The sequence below is a fragment of the Bradyrhizobium sp. 164 genome (assembly GCF_023073715.1).
Classification (GTDB): Bacteria; Pseudomonadota; Alphaproteobacteria; order Rhizobiales; family Xanthobacteraceae; genus Bradyrhizobium.
The window spans coordinates 1-14,473 of record NZ_JADPKA010000073.1; the positions used below are offsets into that span (position 1 = coordinate 1).

The 14,473-nt window shown below is 61.7% G+C and carries 17 protein-coding genes; 8 read left to right on the forward strand and 9 right to left on the reverse strand.

Translation table 11 applies throughout. The annotated features are described in order from the left end of the window. Nucleotides 1-124 precede the first annotated feature (124 nt). Together IVB01_RS23235 and IVB01_RS23240 are read right to left on the reverse strand one after the other, a co-directional pair. Nucleotides 125-1,462 (reverse strand): ATP-binding protein, encoded by a 1,338-nt coding sequence (locus IVB01_RS23235; protein ID WP_247281424.1) that lies wholly within the window; start codon nt 1,460-1,462, stop codon nt 125-127. 1 nt (nt 1,463) lies between these two features. Then, nucleotides 1,464-2,138, reverse strand: a complete 675-nt coding sequence (locus tag IVB01_RS23240) for a response regulator transcription factor (RefSeq protein WP_247281423.1) — start codon at nt 2,136-2,138, stop codon at nt 1,464-1,466. 224 nt (nt 2,139-2,362) lie between these two features. Here IVB01_RS23240 and IVB01_RS23245 point away from each other — a divergent pair, with 224 nt between their 5' ends. Then, nucleotides 2,363-2,599 (forward strand): hypothetical protein, encoded by a 237-nt coding sequence (locus IVB01_RS23245; RefSeq protein ID WP_247281422.1) that lies wholly within the window; start codon nt 2,363-2,365, stop codon nt 2,597-2,599. A gap of 38 nt (nt 2,600-2,637) precedes the next feature. Here the strand turns inward: IVB01_RS23245 and IVB01_RS35505 are convergent, their stop codons facing one another. Next, complete coding sequence (locus IVB01_RS35505) at nt 2,638-2,760, reverse strand: hypothetical protein (protein WP_256464563.1); 123 nt, start codon at nt 2,758-2,760, stop codon at nt 2,638-2,640. A gap of 165 nt (nt 2,761-2,925) precedes the next feature. Between IVB01_RS35505 and IVB01_RS23250 the strand changes: the two genes are divergently transcribed. Together IVB01_RS23250 and IVB01_RS23255 are read left to right on the forward strand one after the other, a co-directional pair. Next, complete coding sequence (locus tag IVB01_RS23250) at nt 2,926-3,465, forward strand: TRAP transporter small permease subunit (protein WP_247281431.1); 540 nt, start codon at nt 2,926-2,928, stop codon at nt 3,463-3,465. Continuing rightward, nucleotides 3,462-5,066 (forward strand): TRAP transporter large permease subunit, encoded by a 1,605-nt coding sequence (locus IVB01_RS23255; protein WP_247494914.1) that lies wholly within the window; start codon nt 3,462-3,464, stop codon nt 5,064-5,066. The genes IVB01_RS23250 and IVB01_RS23255 overlap by 4 nt, the downstream gene beginning before the upstream one ends. A 588-nt stretch (nt 5,067-5,654) precedes the next feature. Here IVB01_RS23255 and IVB01_RS23260 read toward each other — a convergent pair. From IVB01_RS23260 to IVB01_RS23275, 4 genes are all read right to left on the reverse strand, one after another. Further along, a complete protein-coding gene (locus IVB01_RS23260) occupies nt 5,655-5,876 on the reverse strand; it encodes a hypothetical protein (protein ID WP_247281420.1) in 222 nt (73 codons plus the stop codon). Between the two features lie 167 nt (nt 5,877-6,043). Beyond that, nucleotides 6,044-6,406: an SPW repeat protein gene (locus tag IVB01_RS23265; RefSeq protein WP_247281419.1), complete on the reverse strand. Its 363-nt coding sequence runs from the start codon at nt 6,404-6,406 to the stop codon at nt 6,044-6,046. Nucleotides 6,407-6,498: 92 nt separating this feature from the next. Next, nucleotides 6,499-6,984 carry an Hsp20/alpha crystallin family protein gene (locus IVB01_RS23270; RefSeq protein ID WP_247281418.1) on the reverse strand — a complete coding sequence of 162 codons (486 nt, stop codon included), beginning with the start codon at nt 6,982-6,984 and terminating at the stop codon, nt 6,499-6,501. Nucleotides 6,985-7,082: 98 nt separating this feature from the next. After that, complete coding sequence (locus IVB01_RS23275; protein ID WP_247281417.1) at nt 7,083-7,535, reverse strand: Hsp20 family protein; 453 nt, start codon at nt 7,533-7,535, stop codon at nt 7,083-7,085. Nucleotides 7,536-8,029: 494 nt separating this feature from the next. On the opposite strand from IVB01_RS23275, the gene IVB01_RS23280 reads away from it, so the two are divergent. The 5 genes from IVB01_RS23280 to IVB01_RS23300 all read left to right on the forward strand — a co-directional run bounded on the left by IVB01_RS23280 (nt 8,030) and on the right by IVB01_RS23300 (nt 12,373). Next, a complete protein-coding gene (locus IVB01_RS23280; RefSeq protein ID WP_247494915.1) occupies nt 8,030-8,509 on the forward strand; it encodes a sigma factor-like helix-turn-helix DNA-binding protein in 480 nt (159 codons plus the stop codon). Between the two features lie 16 nt (nt 8,510-8,525). Beyond that, nucleotides 8,526-9,641, forward strand: coding sequence for a glycosyltransferase family 4 protein (locus IVB01_RS23285; RefSeq protein ID WP_247281415.1), 1,116 nt, complete (start codon nt 8,526-8,528; stop codon nt 9,639-9,641). A 227-nt stretch (nt 9,642-9,868) separates the two neighbouring features. Next, the gene (gene groES, locus IVB01_RS23290) at nt 9,869-10,183 is read left to right on the forward strand and encodes a co-chaperone GroES (RefSeq protein WP_247281414.1); all 315 of its coding nucleotides are present in this window, start codon (nt 9,869-9,871) and stop codon (nt 10,181-10,183) included. A gap of 38 nt (nt 10,184-10,221) precedes the next feature. Further along, on the forward strand, nt 10,222-11,841 hold the full coding sequence (gene groL, locus IVB01_RS23295; RefSeq protein ID WP_247281413.1) for a chaperonin GroEL: 1,620 nt from the start codon (nt 10,222-10,224) through the stop codon (nt 11,839-11,841). A 241-nt stretch (nt 11,842-12,082) separates the two neighbouring features. Next, a complete protein-coding gene (locus tag IVB01_RS23300; RefSeq protein ID WP_247281412.1) occupies nt 12,083-12,373 on the forward strand; it encodes a hypothetical protein in 291 nt (96 codons plus the stop codon). Nucleotides 12,374-12,599: 226 nt separating this feature from the next. On the opposite strand, the gene IVB01_RS23305 is transcribed toward IVB01_RS23300, so the two are convergent. Beyond that, nucleotides 12,600-12,965, reverse strand: coding sequence for a hypothetical protein (locus IVB01_RS23305; RefSeq protein ID WP_247281411.1), 366 nt, complete (start codon nt 12,963-12,965; stop codon nt 12,600-12,602). A 384-nt stretch (nt 12,966-13,349) separates the two neighbouring features. Then, a complete protein-coding gene (locus IVB01_RS23310) occupies nt 13,350-14,438 on the reverse strand; it encodes a TRAP transporter substrate-binding protein (protein WP_247281410.1) in 1,089 nt (362 codons plus the stop codon). Nucleotides 14,439-14,473: the final 35 nt, after the last annotated feature.

Consider the following 14,473-nt stretch of genomic DNA (forward strand, 5'->3'; position numbering starts at 1 on the left):
CATCGGCCGCTCCTTCCAACTCAGGAGCCACCTTCAGAATCGATTTCTGCCCAATTCGCAATGCCTTACAGAGAACGCTCACATGCGATTCCCCTGCCCCTGAGGGGGAGGGTGAAACGTCAGTTCAGCCCGCCAACCTGAATCGCAGCGTGAACTCCGCGCCGCCGCCGGGGAGATTCTCCACCGCGACCGTCGCGGCGTGATCGTCCGCGACGCCGCGCACGATCGAGAGGCCCAGGCCTGCACCGTCGCTGCGCTGGCGGTCACGGCGCCAGAAGCGCTGGAAGATCAGCTCGCGCTCGGCCTCCGCGATGCCGGGACCGCGATCGCGCACCCGCACTGAGCCGTCCTCGCCCACCTCGACCTCGACGGCGGTGTCCCTCGCCGTGAACTTGATCGCGTTTTCGGCGAGGTTGAAGACTGCACGCTGAAGCATCTCCGAATTGCCGTGGATCATGACGGGCGCGTCGCTGCCCCGCAGGGCGATGTCCTTATGCTGCGCGATCGCAAACGGGGCGATCGAACCGACCACCTCGGCACAGACGGCGCGCAAGTCAGCGGTCTCGCCGGGGTCGAGCACCAGCGTGTCGAGCTCGGCGATCTCCAGCAGCTGGGCGACGATCCGGCTCATGGCTTCGATGTCGGCATGCAGCGCCTGACGCGCCGCGCCGTCGCCAAGCGTCTCGATCCGCGTGCGCAGGATCGTGAGCGGCGTACGCAGTTGATGAGCCGCGTCGGCCGTGAACTGCCGCTGCACCCGAAAGCCGTCCTCGAGGCGGTCGAGCGCCTGGTTCACTGCCGTGACGAGCGGCATGATCTCGCGCGGGATCTGCTTCGTCGGCAGGCGGATGTCGGTGCGCGCCGGGCCGATATTGCTGGCCTCCTCCGAGGCCTTCCACAATGGCGCGATCGCGCGGCGGAAGATGATGATGTCGGTTGCGAGCAGGACCAGAAGGATGGGGATGGTGATCCACCCGACCCGTCGGAAGAAGTTCGAGACGATGTCGTCGATGATGACGTCGCGATGCGCGAGATCCTCGGCGACCTGGATGCGCACCGTCTTGCCGTCGATGACCCGGGTGACGCCAGCGCCGGAAATCGTCTCGGGCGGCCGAAGAGCCGCGGCTGCGGCCCGCCGATGCGAGGAAAACAGCAGCCGGCCTTCGCCATCGCGAATGTCGTATTGATAGCGGCCGTAGGCGTCCGAATAGAGCCCGCGCAGACTGTCGGGCAGGTTGAACGTCAGCGAGCCGTCCGGCTGGGTGACGATGCGCTCCGCCAGCACCTCGGCCTGGGCGCGCATGCCGTCGTGGTGCAACTGGTCGATCTCGGAATTGAGCAGCCAGAACAGCACGAGCGGCAGGACGATCGCGACCATCGCGACCGCCACGATGTGCAGGAAGACGATCCGCCAGATCAGCGATTTGAACGTGAGCGATCTGACATGGCCTCCGGCAGCCACGCTATTTTTCCTCGGCCATGAGATAGCCGACGCCGCGGATGGTGTGGATCACCACCTTGGCGCCGTGTTCGGTGAGCTGCTTGCGCAGCCTGGAGACATAGACCTCGACCGCGTTGGAGGCGACCTCGCCTTCGAGCCCGAAGATGTGATCCTCGACGTTCTTCTTCGGCACCACCCGGCCCTGCCGGCGCAACAGGATCTCCAGCACCGACGTCTCGCGCGCGGAGATGATCCGCGGCTGGTCGTCGACGAAGATCTGGCGGCTCTCGGTGTCGTAGACGAGATTGGCAAGGCGGAGCGAGCGGCCGAGCAGCTGGCCCGGCCGGCGCAGGATTGCCTCCAGCCGCGCCACCAGCTCCTCCATCGCGAACGGCTTTGTGAGATAGTCGTCGGCGCCGCTGCGCAGTCCGGTGACGCGGTCTTGCACGCCCCCGCGCGCGGTCAACACCAGGACCGGCAGCGGCTCCATCTTGAGGCGCAGCTCGCGCAGCACTGCCAGGCCGTCGCCGTCGGGCAGGCCGAGATCGAGGATCATCGCGGCATAGCTGACGCTGCTCACAGCTTCGCGCGCCTCGGCTGCGCTGCCGACGATGTCGCTCTCATACCCGGCAGCCGCCAGCCCGCCGGCCACGAGCCGCGACAGCTCGGCATTGTCCTCGACGATCAGAAGGCGCATCAAATTCCCGCCGATTGTTCCGGTATCACCGCACGGCTCGCGCCGCATCTGCGTTCTTTTCCAGCATTCGCGGCGCCGCGGCCAGCGAAAAAGCACCGGGGCGGCGGGTCGGCCTTCTGTCAGGTTCGCGTAAGCTTCAATGACCGGTCCTTGCATCAAGGAGAAGGCTGTTTGCTAATTTGACAGATACCAGCAAGTTTCTCTCAGACTAAAGGATGAACTTAATGAGCAATCCTGTGAAAACCGAAAGCGAACTCATCGCCATGGCGAAGGCCGAGTTGAAGGTTCATGCCGACTGTCCCGATGGAATGACCATTTCGATCCTCCGCGATGGCAAGTCCTGGGAGTTTCGAGCCAGTGCGGACCGAGCCACCTCAGATCGGCCCGGCTACCCCGAATGCGTTGCCATGCTTGTCCAGATCGGCGATCACCTCAGCAAGCAGTACGACGTCCAGCGCTAGACGGACCTCGACGTTTCGAACACACGCGCAGGGGAATCTCAGAACACCTGTTCGATCGCCATCACCAGACCGGCCGCGAACTTTTTTAGTGGCCGCTGCGGCAAATTGTCTATTTTTCTGTTGACCGGAAAACTGCCGACGATAAAGGTGCCCTGCTTCACGCGCGCCCGCGACCTGCACAGGTCTCGCTGGAAATCGAACAACAAGAACGAGCGGAAGCATCAGGAGGGTGAACTAGCTCCGGCGCAGATGTGGAAGGCTGCTGATGCAGCACCATGATCCTGCTCGTTTGGGGTCAGCACTCAGCGAGCGGGGAAAAGATATTGATGCGCCCATTGTTGGCGATAAGTGCAGCTATCGACTGGCTGAACGAGAAGATCGGTAACGTCTGCAACGTTCTGGTGCTCGCGGCCTGTCTCGTCAGCGCTGCAAATGCGATGATCCGGTACGCCTTCAGCTACAGCTCCAACAGCTGGCTCGAAACGCAGTGGTATATGTTCGCTGTCGTCGTGATGTTCGGCGCGTCCTATACCTTCAAACGTAACGAGCATGTGCGTGTCGAAATCATGTACCTCATGCTTTCCGAGCGCGGCCAGTTATGGCTCGACCTGATCGGGACATTGGTTTTCCTCGTCCCGGCATGCCTGCTCCTCAGTTACCTGTCATGGTCGATGTTCTACAACTCGCTCGTCATCGGCGAAATGTCCAATAATGCTGGCGGCCTCCTCCGATGGCCAATCAAGCTTGCGCTGCCGGCAGGATTCTTCATGTTGGCTCTGCAAGGTGTCTCAGAAGTCATCAAACGAGCAGCGGCTCTGCGCGGCGAAGTCACCATCGATGCGAAATACGAGCGGCCGACCCAATGATCACAATTGAGATGATGCCGCCGCTGATGTTCGGCGGGCTGGTCTTGGCGATGCTGATCGGCTTCCCTGTCGCCTTCACGTTGGCCGCTCTCGGGCTTTCGTTTGGATTTCTCGCGATCCACGAAGGATTCTTCGGATTCAGCTTCCTCCAGGCAATCCCGGAGCGCATCTACGGCAGCGTGCTGGCCAACGAGCTGCTGCTGGCAATTCCATTCTTCACGTTCATGGGCGCGATCCTCGAACGATGCGGCCTCGCAGAAGATATGCTGGATTCGATGGGGCAGTTGTTCGGCCCCATTCGCGGCGGTCTCGGCTATTCCGTGATCATCGTCGGCTTCATCCTCGGTGCCATCACCGGCACGGTGGCCGCGCAGGTGATCGCAATGGCGCTGATCTCGATGCCGGTCATGATCCGCTACGGCTACAACATGCGCTACATCACCGGCGTGCTTGCAGCGTCCGGCACCATTACCCAGCTGGTGCCTCCCTCGCTGGTTCTGATCGTGCTCGCCGACCAACTCGGGAAGTCGGTCGGCGATATGTATCTGGGCGCCTGGGGGCCTTCGATCCTCCAGATCGCCCTCTTCGCGGGCTACACGTTTGCTCTGAGCCTGATCAAGCCAGGCCATGTCCCGGCCGTGCCTAAGGAAGCGAGGACGCTCAAAGGTTGGGCGCTCTGGCGCAAATGCCTGCTGGGCATCATCCCATCCGCTGTTCTGATCTTCGTGGTGCTCGGCACCATGATGCTCGGCCTCGCCACCCCGACCGAGGCGGGCGCGATGGGCGCCGTCGGCGCGATCGTCCTTGCCGTTATCCATCACAAGGATTTCAGCTCGGCCGGTCACAGGGTTTTGCTCGTCGGCGTCGCCGCTGCTGGTGTCGGCACCATCATCGGCATCTACTTCACGCCTAACCTGCCGTTCAAGATTGCCTTCGCAATTGCCTATCTGGCAGTGGCCTGGGTCTGCATCGAGGCGATCAGGATTCCCGACCTGCGCACCCTGGTTAAGCAGGGTTATGAGACCACCATGCGCATCACCTGCATGGTGACCTTCATCCTGATCGGATCGACTTGCTTCTCGATCGTTTTCTTGGGTTGCAACGGTGGTGTCTGGCTGGAGCACATGCTGACATCACTGCCGGGCGGCGTGTGGGGCTTCCTGATCTTCATCAATTTGTTCATCTTCTTTATCGCCTTCTTCCTCGATTTCTTCGAGATCGCCTTCATCATCATCCCGATGATTGCGCCGATCGCACACAAGCTGCTGACTCCCATCGTCGGTGCCGATGCTGCCTTGATCTGGTTCGGCGTCATGCTCTGCGTCAACATGCAGACCTCCTTCCTGCATCCCCCCTTCGGCTTCGCTTTGTTCTACCTCCGGGGCGTGGCGCCAAAAGAAGTCAAGAGCTCAGACATTTATTGGGGTGCAATGCCTTGGATCGGCCTGCAGGCGATCATGGTTGCCGTTGTCATCGCCTTTCCAATAACGGTGACTGGGCTGCTGGACGCGCCGACGAAGGTGGATTTGGACAAGATCAAGATCGAGATCCCGGAAATCGAACTGCCACCGCCACTCGATTTCGGCCAGCCGAAGAACTGACCGGCCTCGCGCTTTGGCTAGTCTAAGGCGTCGACCTGCATCAGTCCGGCATAACCAGCCAGATGCTGCTCCGGACGCGCACGGCGACGTCGGGCGAGTAGAAGAACACTGCCGCCGGTGCACGCAGGTCCAGAGCCGATCGGTCCAGATCTTGCCACTTTTCACTCCTCAGCGTTTCAATCGGCCACCAGGAGCCGAGCGCCTCGAATACCGTCGAAAATGAATTGGACCGCAAGAGCCGCCAGGACAACGCCGGCAAGTCTCGCCAGCACATGTTCAACGACGAAGTTCAGATCCGCAATTGGGCCTGCGGCCGGTATATTTATTGAGCGGTCCTTTGCGCGGCCTTCTCAATCCTTCTGGAAGAGAATAATCATCCTGGGGACCGTCGTGTCCCGAGGCCCCGGGCGGCGCCTTCTGCGCGACGATCGGCGGACGTGGTTGCCGCAGCGCATCCTCGTTCGCTGTGCTGAGTGAACGGCTTTTCTCGCGCAAGCCGCCGGCGAACAGGCTCCTTGCCCAAGAGACCATTCCTGCGAAGGACGCGTATTTTGGCCAACCCTCCATGATCAGCACGCGCAATCGTCTTCAGGCAGCGGTCTGCTTCCGCGCGGCCTCCATTCTTCGGAACAGCTCCAGCCACCGCTGCTCTTTCGGAGAGAGCGGTAGCTCGGAATGTCGCCAAGTCGGCTTGCCATCTAGCGGAAGCTGAGCATCCAAAAGTTCGAATTCGGTCGTCTCCTCAGGGGTAAGGCCTGCAAGGACCCGGCGACGCTTCTTGTCGAGCGTGTACAAACGCGAGGTCAGCACGATCTCTCCGCTTGGCCCAACGGTCGACGGAGACAGTATTGGCGTGTTCCCTTTCACTTCAGCACCATCATGGTTCATCTCGCGGCAACGAGCTTGGCCAGCAAAATGGCGCACTCGCGCAGGTCAGTTGCGAAGGGAGGCTGCCGCAGCCTCCCCTCGCCGAGCATTCACGCTGTCACACGTGGATGGCCCTGATGCAGTTGCCAAACTCGCAGAGCCGCAACAGCGGCGACGAGGATTCCGGCGATGACGTGGAGCGGTGTCACCGTTGCCTTGGCCGAGAAGTGCAGCACCCAGGGTGATACGGCGACCCAAACGCCGGCGGCCAGAGCTATCCACTCCTGCCATTCGGCGAATATCGCCAGCGCCGCAACGGCCAGCGCAGCGATCAGGATGCCGCTCAACCAGGCATTCCAGTTGGTGGGACTTTCAGCGGCGAACCCGAAGGCCCACGGCGAGATGAACAAGCCGAGGCCGATCACTAGGTTGACCCCATCGGCGATCATGTCCTTTTTCCAGATGGTGTTCATGTTGCAACTCCTTACATTCGCTCCTTTCCCTCACTCTCTTTGCACAGGCCAGTCCGGTGACGGGCGAAAGCGAACTCCCGCCCGTCCCGCGGTTACTTGCCGTTGATGGCGATCCGTTTCACCTTGTGCTGCGTGGTCGGTAACTTCGGCAGCGTCACGGTGAGCACGCCATTCTTGAAAGACGCCTCGACCTTGTCCTGATCGACATCGTCGACCGGGACGGAGCGCTCGAAGCGTCCGTAGTAGCGCTCGCTGAAGCGGCGCTCCTTGTCTTCGGTCTCGCTCCTTTTTTCGCCGCTGATGGTCAACAGGCCGCCCCTCAGTTCGACGTTGACGTCCTTCTCCTCGAGACCGGGGACCTCGGCGGTGACGTTGACTTCCTTCTCCGTCTCTTTGACTTCGATGTTCGGCCATCCGGTCGCCTGGGAGCCAAACGGAGTGACGTCGAACGTGCGGAACGCATCATCGAACAGCCGATTCATCTCGCGATGAAGCGCGAGGAACGGATTGGCTTCGCTGCGGTGCGGACTCAGATCGCGGGAGCCGTTATTCCGGGGAACGAGATCGCGTAGGGGCATAGCTTTCCTCCTTCCTGTTTCTTCATGCTCATTTGACAAAATTCAGCCGCGCGCGGCCACGCCGCGCAGGCGGTTCGACGGCCCCGAACGGAACTCCGTCAGGCGGTCTGCTTCCCTTCGATTTGCTGGTTGTCGTTGCCGGCGACTTCGATCGCGATACGGCGTGGCTTCATCGCCTCCGGGATTTCCCGAACCAGAGCGATCCTCAGCATGCCGTTTTCGAACGTCGCATCCTTGACCTGAACATAGTCCGCCAGGTTGAAAACGCGGCGGAACGGCCGCAGGGAGATTCCCTGGTACAGGTAGTCTTGATCACCTTTGCTGGGCTTGCGCCCCTCAACCGTAAGCATTGATTGCTCGGCGGTGATGGTGATCTCCTCCGGGCTGAAGCCCGCCAGTGCCAGCGTGATCCGGTACTGGTTCTCACCGGTACGCGCGATGTCGTACGGCGGATAATCGTCGTCCGCATTCGCCGCGTCGTTGACGAGGTCGAACAGACGATCGAAGCCGACGCTCGAGCGCCAGAACGGGGGCATTTCGTAAGTTCTCATAACCACATCCTCCTTGGAGCAACATGGATAGGAGCAACGCCGGTTTTCCGACGGCCTTGACCGGACCCTGACGGCGTCCGGCGCCACACATGTGGCACCCAAGAGCTAGAACGGTGCGGGTCGTTTTCAAGGGCGCCATGCGCGCTCGAATTGTATTTTTGCCGTCCCGACCCCGGCTTCGGTAGATTGTGTGCTTCGCATCAACCGCCGCTGCGGACGGCCACCTTCGCCCTGCGCAATCAGCCCCATGCTCGGCCGGCCCACACCTTTTGAGCCGCCACGGGAGCTCCCTAAATCGAGGCCGTCAAGGCCATTGTCGGATTCACCGCCTGCACTTCGCTGCTCACATGGGCCCGGCCGCAGCTCTTATTTCTCGAAGGAACAATTCGGAAGATACGACATTTTGTGAGCGCCGCCGGCATGACGCGCTTGGGCGCCGCTTCTGGGCCCAGGCGCATGCTGGGGGAGCTCACCCACTTTGCTCTGAGGAGGAATTGGAAAATGAGCATCCTGTCCGTCCGATCGAATCTGCCCGCGACCTGTCGCCGGAGCAGGCCGAATATATCACCGACAAACTGAAAGTAGCCTCGCCTGAGGTCGTCGAGATGAACGGCTGGATACGGGGTGATACTTCGCTCAACCTGCCCACGAGGCGGGAGGACGGGGCCGAGGAAATCGAGGACCGGCTGATCGATCCGGCGCCCGACCCGGAGACGCTGCTGTCGGAGGCGGAGGATCGTAACCGGGTAAGAAGCGCAGTGGGGGACGCGCTCGCTCTCCTTGACCTCCGTGAGCGCCATATCGTCGGGGCGCGATTCCTGGCCGAACAGCCGAAGACCCTGGAGGAGCTTGCCGGCACTTCCGGCGTATCGCGCGAGCGCGCACTGCAAAAGATCCGGAGCGCGATGCGCTCCCGTTTGCATGGAGCTGCGCGCCGTCCCGATCGTCCCGATCGGGGCTGGCTCAGCGGTTAATCGCGGAGGGAAGAAGATGAAGATTGCGCAGATTGCCCCGCTGTTCGAGAGCGTCCCGCCCCGGCTTTATGGGGGAACGGAGCGGGTGGTTTCGTGGCTGACCGAGGAGCTGGTGCGACAGGGTCACCAAGTGACGCTGTTCGCCAGCCAGGACTCCATTACCTCGGCCGAGCTCGTTCCCTGCACCACTCGTGCGCTGCGCCTCGATCACGACGTGCAAGATGCTATTCCCCATCCGATGGTCATGCTCGACAAGGTGCGCGAGCGCGCGGATGAGTTCGACATCCTGCACTTCCACACCGACTATCTGCATTTTCCGCTGTTCCGGTCCGAGCGCGGCCGGACGCTGACAACGTTGCACGGCCGGCAGGATCTGCTGGACCATATGCCGTTCTACCGCCGATTTTCCGACATGCCGCTGGTTTCGATTTCGAACGCGCAACGGGCGCCGCTCTCAGGCGCGAACTTCGTGGCGACGGTGTACCACGGCCTTCCGCTCGATCTGCACACCCCAAGCTTCAGCCCGACAGGCGGCTATCTAGCGTTTCTCGGCCGCATCTCACCGGAGAAACGTCCCGACCGCGCCATTGCAATTGCGCGGGCGGCGGGGCTTCCGCTCAAGATAGCTGCCAAGGTCGACAAGGCCGATGAAGCCTATTTTCGCGGTGTTATCGCGCCGATGCTGAACGAGCCGGGAATCGAGTTCATCGGCGAGATCAATGAGAGCGCCAAAAGCGAATTTCTCGGCAATGCGGCAGCGCTGCTCTTCCCGATCGACTGGCCGGAGCCTTTCGGCCTGGTCATGATCGAAGCCATGGCCTGCGCCACGCCGGTGCTCGCCTTCCGTTGCGGATCGGTCCCGGAAATCGTCGACGACGGACTAACCGGCCGTATCGTGTCCGACGTCGATGAGGCGGCGCGGGCCATTCCCGGATTGCTGGCGCTCGACCGCAAAGCCATCCGCGCCCGGTTCGAGGGACGTTTCTCGTCCGCGCGCATGGCGACGGAGTATACCCGGATCTACCAGAGGATGCTTCGCAGCCTTACCGCCAGCTCCGGCTATCGGCACTCGCTGCGCGTCCGGCCGACCTCCACGGACACCGCTCCGGGAGCGCCGCCCACGGCCGCGTAAAAAGATATTTGAAGGGACGGACCTGCGGCACTGCGGAAAGCCGGCAAGGGCGCCGCTCCGTCCCGCCGTGTCACGACACGTCGTCGCGGAAACTTCTGCCGGCGGTGTCGAAAAATTTTTCATAGCCCCTCTTGACCTCATCTTTGCCGCGCCTAGGTCGATTTTGCCGGACGGCCGGTTGCGGCCCCGATTTTTATGACATCGCTGAATTGTAGGGGAGGATGTGCATGCATTTCCGTCCATTGCATGATCGCGTGCTGGTGCGACGCATCGATGCCGAGGAGAGGACTGCCGGCGGCATCATCATTCCGGACACGGCGAAGGAAAAGCCGCAGGAAGGCGAGGTGATCGCCGCCGGGCCGGGTGGCCGCAACGAACAGGGCCAGCTGGTGCCGCTCGACGTGAAGGTCGGCGACCGGGTGCTGTTCGGCAAATGGTCCGGCACGGAGGTGAAGATCGACGGCAAAGAGCTTCTCATCATGAAGGAGAGCGATCTGCTGGGCGTGGTCGAGAAGGCCGCCGCGACGAAGAAGGCCGCGTGAAGCGCTGACACTCATTGAACGGCAAAGGAGAGAACGTCATGGCTGCCAAGGACGTCAAATTCTCGACGGAAGCCCGCGACCGCATGCTGCGCGGCGTCGATACGCTGGCAAACGCCGTCAAGGTGACGCTCGGACCGAAAGGCCGCAACGTGGTGCTGGAGAAATCGTTCGGGGCGCCGCGCATCACCAAGGACGGTGTCACCGTGGCCAAGGAGATCGAGCTCGAAGACAAGTTCGAGAACATGGGCGCGCAGATGGTGCGCGAGGTGGCGTCGAAGACCAGCGATGTCGCTGGCGACGGAACGACGACTGCGACCGTGCTGGCGCAATCGATCGTCAAGGAAGGCGCTAAGTCGGTTGCAGCGGGCATGAACCCGATGGACCTCAAGCGCGGCATCGACCTCGCAGTCGAGGCGATCGTCAAGGACCTCAAATCGCACGCCAAGAAGGTCACGGCGAACGACGAGATCGCCCAGGTCGCGACGATCTCCGCGAATGGCGACACTGAGATCGGTCGCTTCCTCGCCGAGGCCATGAAGAAGGTCGGCAACGAAGGCGTCATCACCGTGGAGGAGGCTAAGAGCCTCAACACGGAGTTGGAGGTGGTAGAGGGCATGCAGTTCGATCGCGGCTATGTGTCGCCCTATTTCGTCACCAATGCCGAAAAGATGCGGGCGGAGCTCGAAGACCCGTACATCCTGATCCACGAGAAGAAGCTGTCCGCACTGCAATCGATGCTGCCGCTGCTCGAGTCGGTGGCGCAGTCGAGCAAGCCCCTGCTGATCATCGCCGAAGACATCGAAGGCGAAGCGCTGGCGACGCTGGTCGTCAACAGGCTGCGCGGCGGGCTGAAGATCGCAGCCGTCAAGGCGCCGGGCTTCGGCGATCGCCGCAAGGCGATGCTCGAGGACATCGCGATCCTCACCGGCGGCACGATGATCGCCGAAGATCTCGGCATCAAGCTCGAGAACGTCACGCTCAACATGCTCGGCCGGGCCAAGAAGGTGGTAATTGACAAGGAGAACACGACCATCGTCAATGGCGCCGGCGCCAAGAAGGACATCGAGGCGCGCGTGGCCCAGATCAAGCTGCAGATCGAGCAGACCACCTCGGACTACGATCGCGAGAAGTTGCAGGAGCGGCTTGCCAAGCTCGCGGGCGGCGTGGCCGTAATCCGGGTCGGCGGTGCCACTGAAGTCGAGGTCAAGGAGCGCAAGGATCGCGTCGACGACGCGATGCATGCGACCCGCGCCGCGGTGGAAGAAGGCATCCTGCCGGGCGGCGGAGTGGCGCTGTTGCGGGCGCTCAAGGCGCTTGAACGCATCAAGACCGCCAACGCCGACCAAAAGGCCGGCGTCGACATCGTGCGCCGGGCAATCCAGATGCCAGCCCGCCAGATTGTCGAGAATGCCGGCGAGGACGGTTCGCTGGTGGTCGGCAGGCTGATCGAGAACGGCGACTACAATTGGGGCTTCAACGCCGCGACTGGCGAGTACCAGGATCTGGTGCGGGCCGGCGTGATCGACCCGGCCAAGGTGGTTCGCACAGCCTTGCAGGATGCTGCGTCTATCGCCGCCCTTCTGATCACCACCGAAGCGCTCGTCGCCGAGAAACCGAAGAAGGCGGAAGCCCCAGCCGCGCCGCAGATGGACTTCTAACTTAGCAGTAACGGACCCACGTCTCGATCAGGAAAGGAGACATCGACGTACGAGGAGCGGTCAGATGAGCAGAGATCGTCAGCAAAGGCTGCGTAGAAACGGAGCGGCGGCCGTGCACTGGCTGATGTTCACCCTCAGCTGCGCCACGATCGCCTGGATCAGTCTTTTTCGAACGATAGGAGGATGACATGGTCAGCGATCACATCATTATATCTCCGCTCGGGCGGAGAAACCCCGGGTAGTGCTCGCGCAACCCCTAGCCCGCCGGATACTCGCGGCGTCGATCGCTGCGATCCTCCTGCTGCCGTCGCTGGCGGCTTGGGGAATGGATCGTATGCCGGGCAAACCCGTTCCAGCCGACGCGTTCGAAAAGAAGATCGCGCTCCCACCGATTCCTCATCTTGAGTCGATGCCATGGATGAAGTGGAACGCTGGCGTGAATACCAAGGTCGATAGCTTGATGCCGGCGGATACGCCTTCATCCTTCATGCTGGCGCCGCGCGAGCGCCCGGCGCCATCGTTCGGCTCTTGAACCCGAACATCCCCGGCGTCGGTGAACTCCGCGCCTGAGTTTGCTTGCAGCCTCGATGCTAAGATCACTGGCTGCAGCGGCCCTGAAATTCCCCCTGCGGGACGGGAGCCTCGTGCTTGCCTTCCCCCCGAGAATCCTCGGGGTATTGTCGCCTTATCCTCGAAGCCGGCCTTCTCGGGCTCGATTGGCTCATGCCGAGCGCAGAGGACGCGGCAGGCGTTGTTCACTAAGGCATTGAACCCTTGCCTCGCTTGGCGTGATGTTCCTGAAATGCTGTTCTGAGTTCCGCTAGTTCGTCGTTTGTTGCACCAAGCTCCGCTTCCGCACGACTTGCCAGCAAATCCAGGTAAACGATCGGCCGATCGAACTGGCTCGCCGTGAAGTCGTACCTCACGCCTTCGATCCGGTTGTAAAAATGGTCCGCGGCAGGCAGCGGTGTCTTCAGCAACTGGCCGCCGAACAGTTCATGAATGAGCAGCGCAGTGACATTGCATTGCCCGGCCGCCGGATTGTCCGCGCTCCATTGGCTGGCCGTCGACGACGACCATGCTTTTCGCAGTGCGTCTTGAATTTCATCGGGATCAAAGCTCATGGGTCATTTCCGCAGATCGGCGCGACCCCAAATTTCGGATTATACGATTGTCGCTTTTTGCCACTGTTTTGCCCGACGAGTCAAACGGGCTCCGTAATCCACAGAATCGGAACAGCGAAGCCGGATCCGTCGCTCGGCGTCCCTAACGCTAGTTTCGCTCCCAAAATCGCGGCGCGGACCCAGCTGCCCGCCGATCGTCTCATCCCGCTAATTAGCTCGACATATCAGCGTATTGGCAGCACCGACAGGCAATCCCGCTATCACCCCTCGTCTACTGTGCATGGGGTTGTTTTCGCTGTTTTTGTTTGGACGTGCTTCGGAACGCCGCAACGACAACGCCCCGGAGCCTTCGCTCCGAGGCGTTGCAGGCAACACGCAGCGTGATCAGCTCTGGGAGCGCCGGGCCATGAAGATGTCGTAGCCGACCTCGGCGACCTGGAACCAGGCGTAGCCGTCGCTTGTGAACTTGGCGAGGGAATCGTGGACCTTCTTGAAGTTGGCGTTGGTCGCGCCGACCTCGGCGTGCAGCTCCTTGGCCGCCTTGTAGCAGGCATCCATGATCGACGGCGAGAAGGCGTGCAGCTTGGTGCCGCCTGCGAGCAGCTTCTTCAGCGCCAGCGGATTGGCGTTGTCGTAGCGCGCCATCATGTAATTGTTGGCGTAGTGGCCGGCCTGCTCCAACACGCTCTGGTAATATTTCGGCAGCGCGTTCCACTTGTCGAGGTTGACGAAGGCCAGCAGCATCGGCCCGCCTTCCCACCAACCGGGATAGTAGTAGTGCGGCGCGATCTTGTAGAAGCCGAGCTTCTCGTCGTCATAGGGACCGACCCATTCGGCGGCGTCGATGGTGCCCTTCTCCAGCGCCGGATAGATGTCGCCGCCGGCGAGTTGCTGCGGCACGACGCCGAGCTTCTGGAGCACACGGCCGGCGAAGCCGCCAACGCGGAATTTCATGCCCTTGAGATCGTCGGGCGTGTTGACCTCTTTCCTGAACCAGCCGCCCATCTGGCAGCCGGTGTTGCCCGCGAGCAGCGAGACGACGTTGTAGCCCTTGTAGAACTCGTTGAGCACGTCGCGCCCGCCGCCCAGCATGTACCAGGCCTGGTTGATGCGCATGTTGGGACCGAACGGCACGGCTGAGCCGAAGGTGAAGGTCGGGTCCTTGCCGAAATAGTAGTAGGACGCGGTGTGGCCGATCTCGCAGGTGCCATTCTGCACGGCATCGAGCACCTGGAGACCCGGCACGATCTCGCCGGCGGCGAAGATCTGGATCTGGAATTTGTTGTCGGTCGCTTCAGCGACCATCTTGCACATCATCTCGGCGCCGCCAAACAGCGTGTCGAGCGATTTCGGCCAGCTCGTCGGCATGCGCCATTTGATTTCCGGCATGGACTGCGCGATCGCAGGCGCGGCGAGCGTGGCGGCACCGGCCGCACCAAGTCCCGTGACCTTGATGAAGTCTCTTCTCTTCATGATTTCCTACCCTGATGGATCTGATTGTGGGCCTT

Coding starts and splice junctions, on each gene's coding strand:
- IVB01_RS23240 (WP_247281423.1), bottom strand. CDS start 2,138: ATGCGCCTTCTGATCGTCGAGGACAATGCCGAGCTGTCGCGGCTCGTG.
- IVB01_RS23305 (WP_247281411.1), bottom strand. CDS start 12,965: ATGAGCTTTGATCCCGATGAAATTCAAGACGCACTGCGAAAAGCATGG.
- IVB01_RS23270 (WP_247281418.1), bottom strand. CDS start 6,984: ATGCCCCTACGCGATCTCGTTCCCCGGAATAACGGCTCCCGCGATCTG.
- groES (WP_247281414.1), top strand. CDS start 9,869: ATGCATTTCCGTCCATTGCATGATCGCGTGCTGGTGCGACGCATCGAT.
- IVB01_RS23265 (WP_247281419.1), bottom strand. CDS start 6,406: ATGAACACCATCTGGAAAAAGGACATGATCGCCGATGGGGTCAACCTA.
- groL (WP_247281413.1), top strand. CDS start 10,222: ATGGCTGCCAAGGACGTCAAATTCTCGACGGAAGCCCGCGACCGCATG.
- IVB01_RS23250 (WP_247281431.1), top strand. CDS start 2,926: ATGCGCCCATTGTTGGCGATAAGTGCAGCTATCGACTGGCTGAACGAG.
- IVB01_RS23310 (WP_247281410.1), bottom strand. CDS start 14,438: ATGAAGAGAAGAGACTTCATCAAGGTCACGGGACTTGGTGCGGCCGGT.
- IVB01_RS23255 (WP_247494914.1), top strand. CDS start 3,462: ATGATCACAATTGAGATGATGCCGCCGCTGATGTTCGGCGGGCTGGTC.
- IVB01_RS23275 (WP_247281417.1), bottom strand. CDS start 7,535: ATGAGAACTTACGAAATGCCCCCGTTCTGGCGCTCGAGCGTCGGCTTC.
- IVB01_RS23245 (WP_247281422.1), top strand. CDS start 2,363: ATGAGCAATCCTGTGAAAACCGAAAGCGAACTCATCGCCATGGCGAAG.
- IVB01_RS23285 (WP_247281415.1), top strand. CDS start 8,526: ATGAAGATTGCGCAGATTGCCCCGCTGTTCGAGAGCGTCCCGCCCCGG.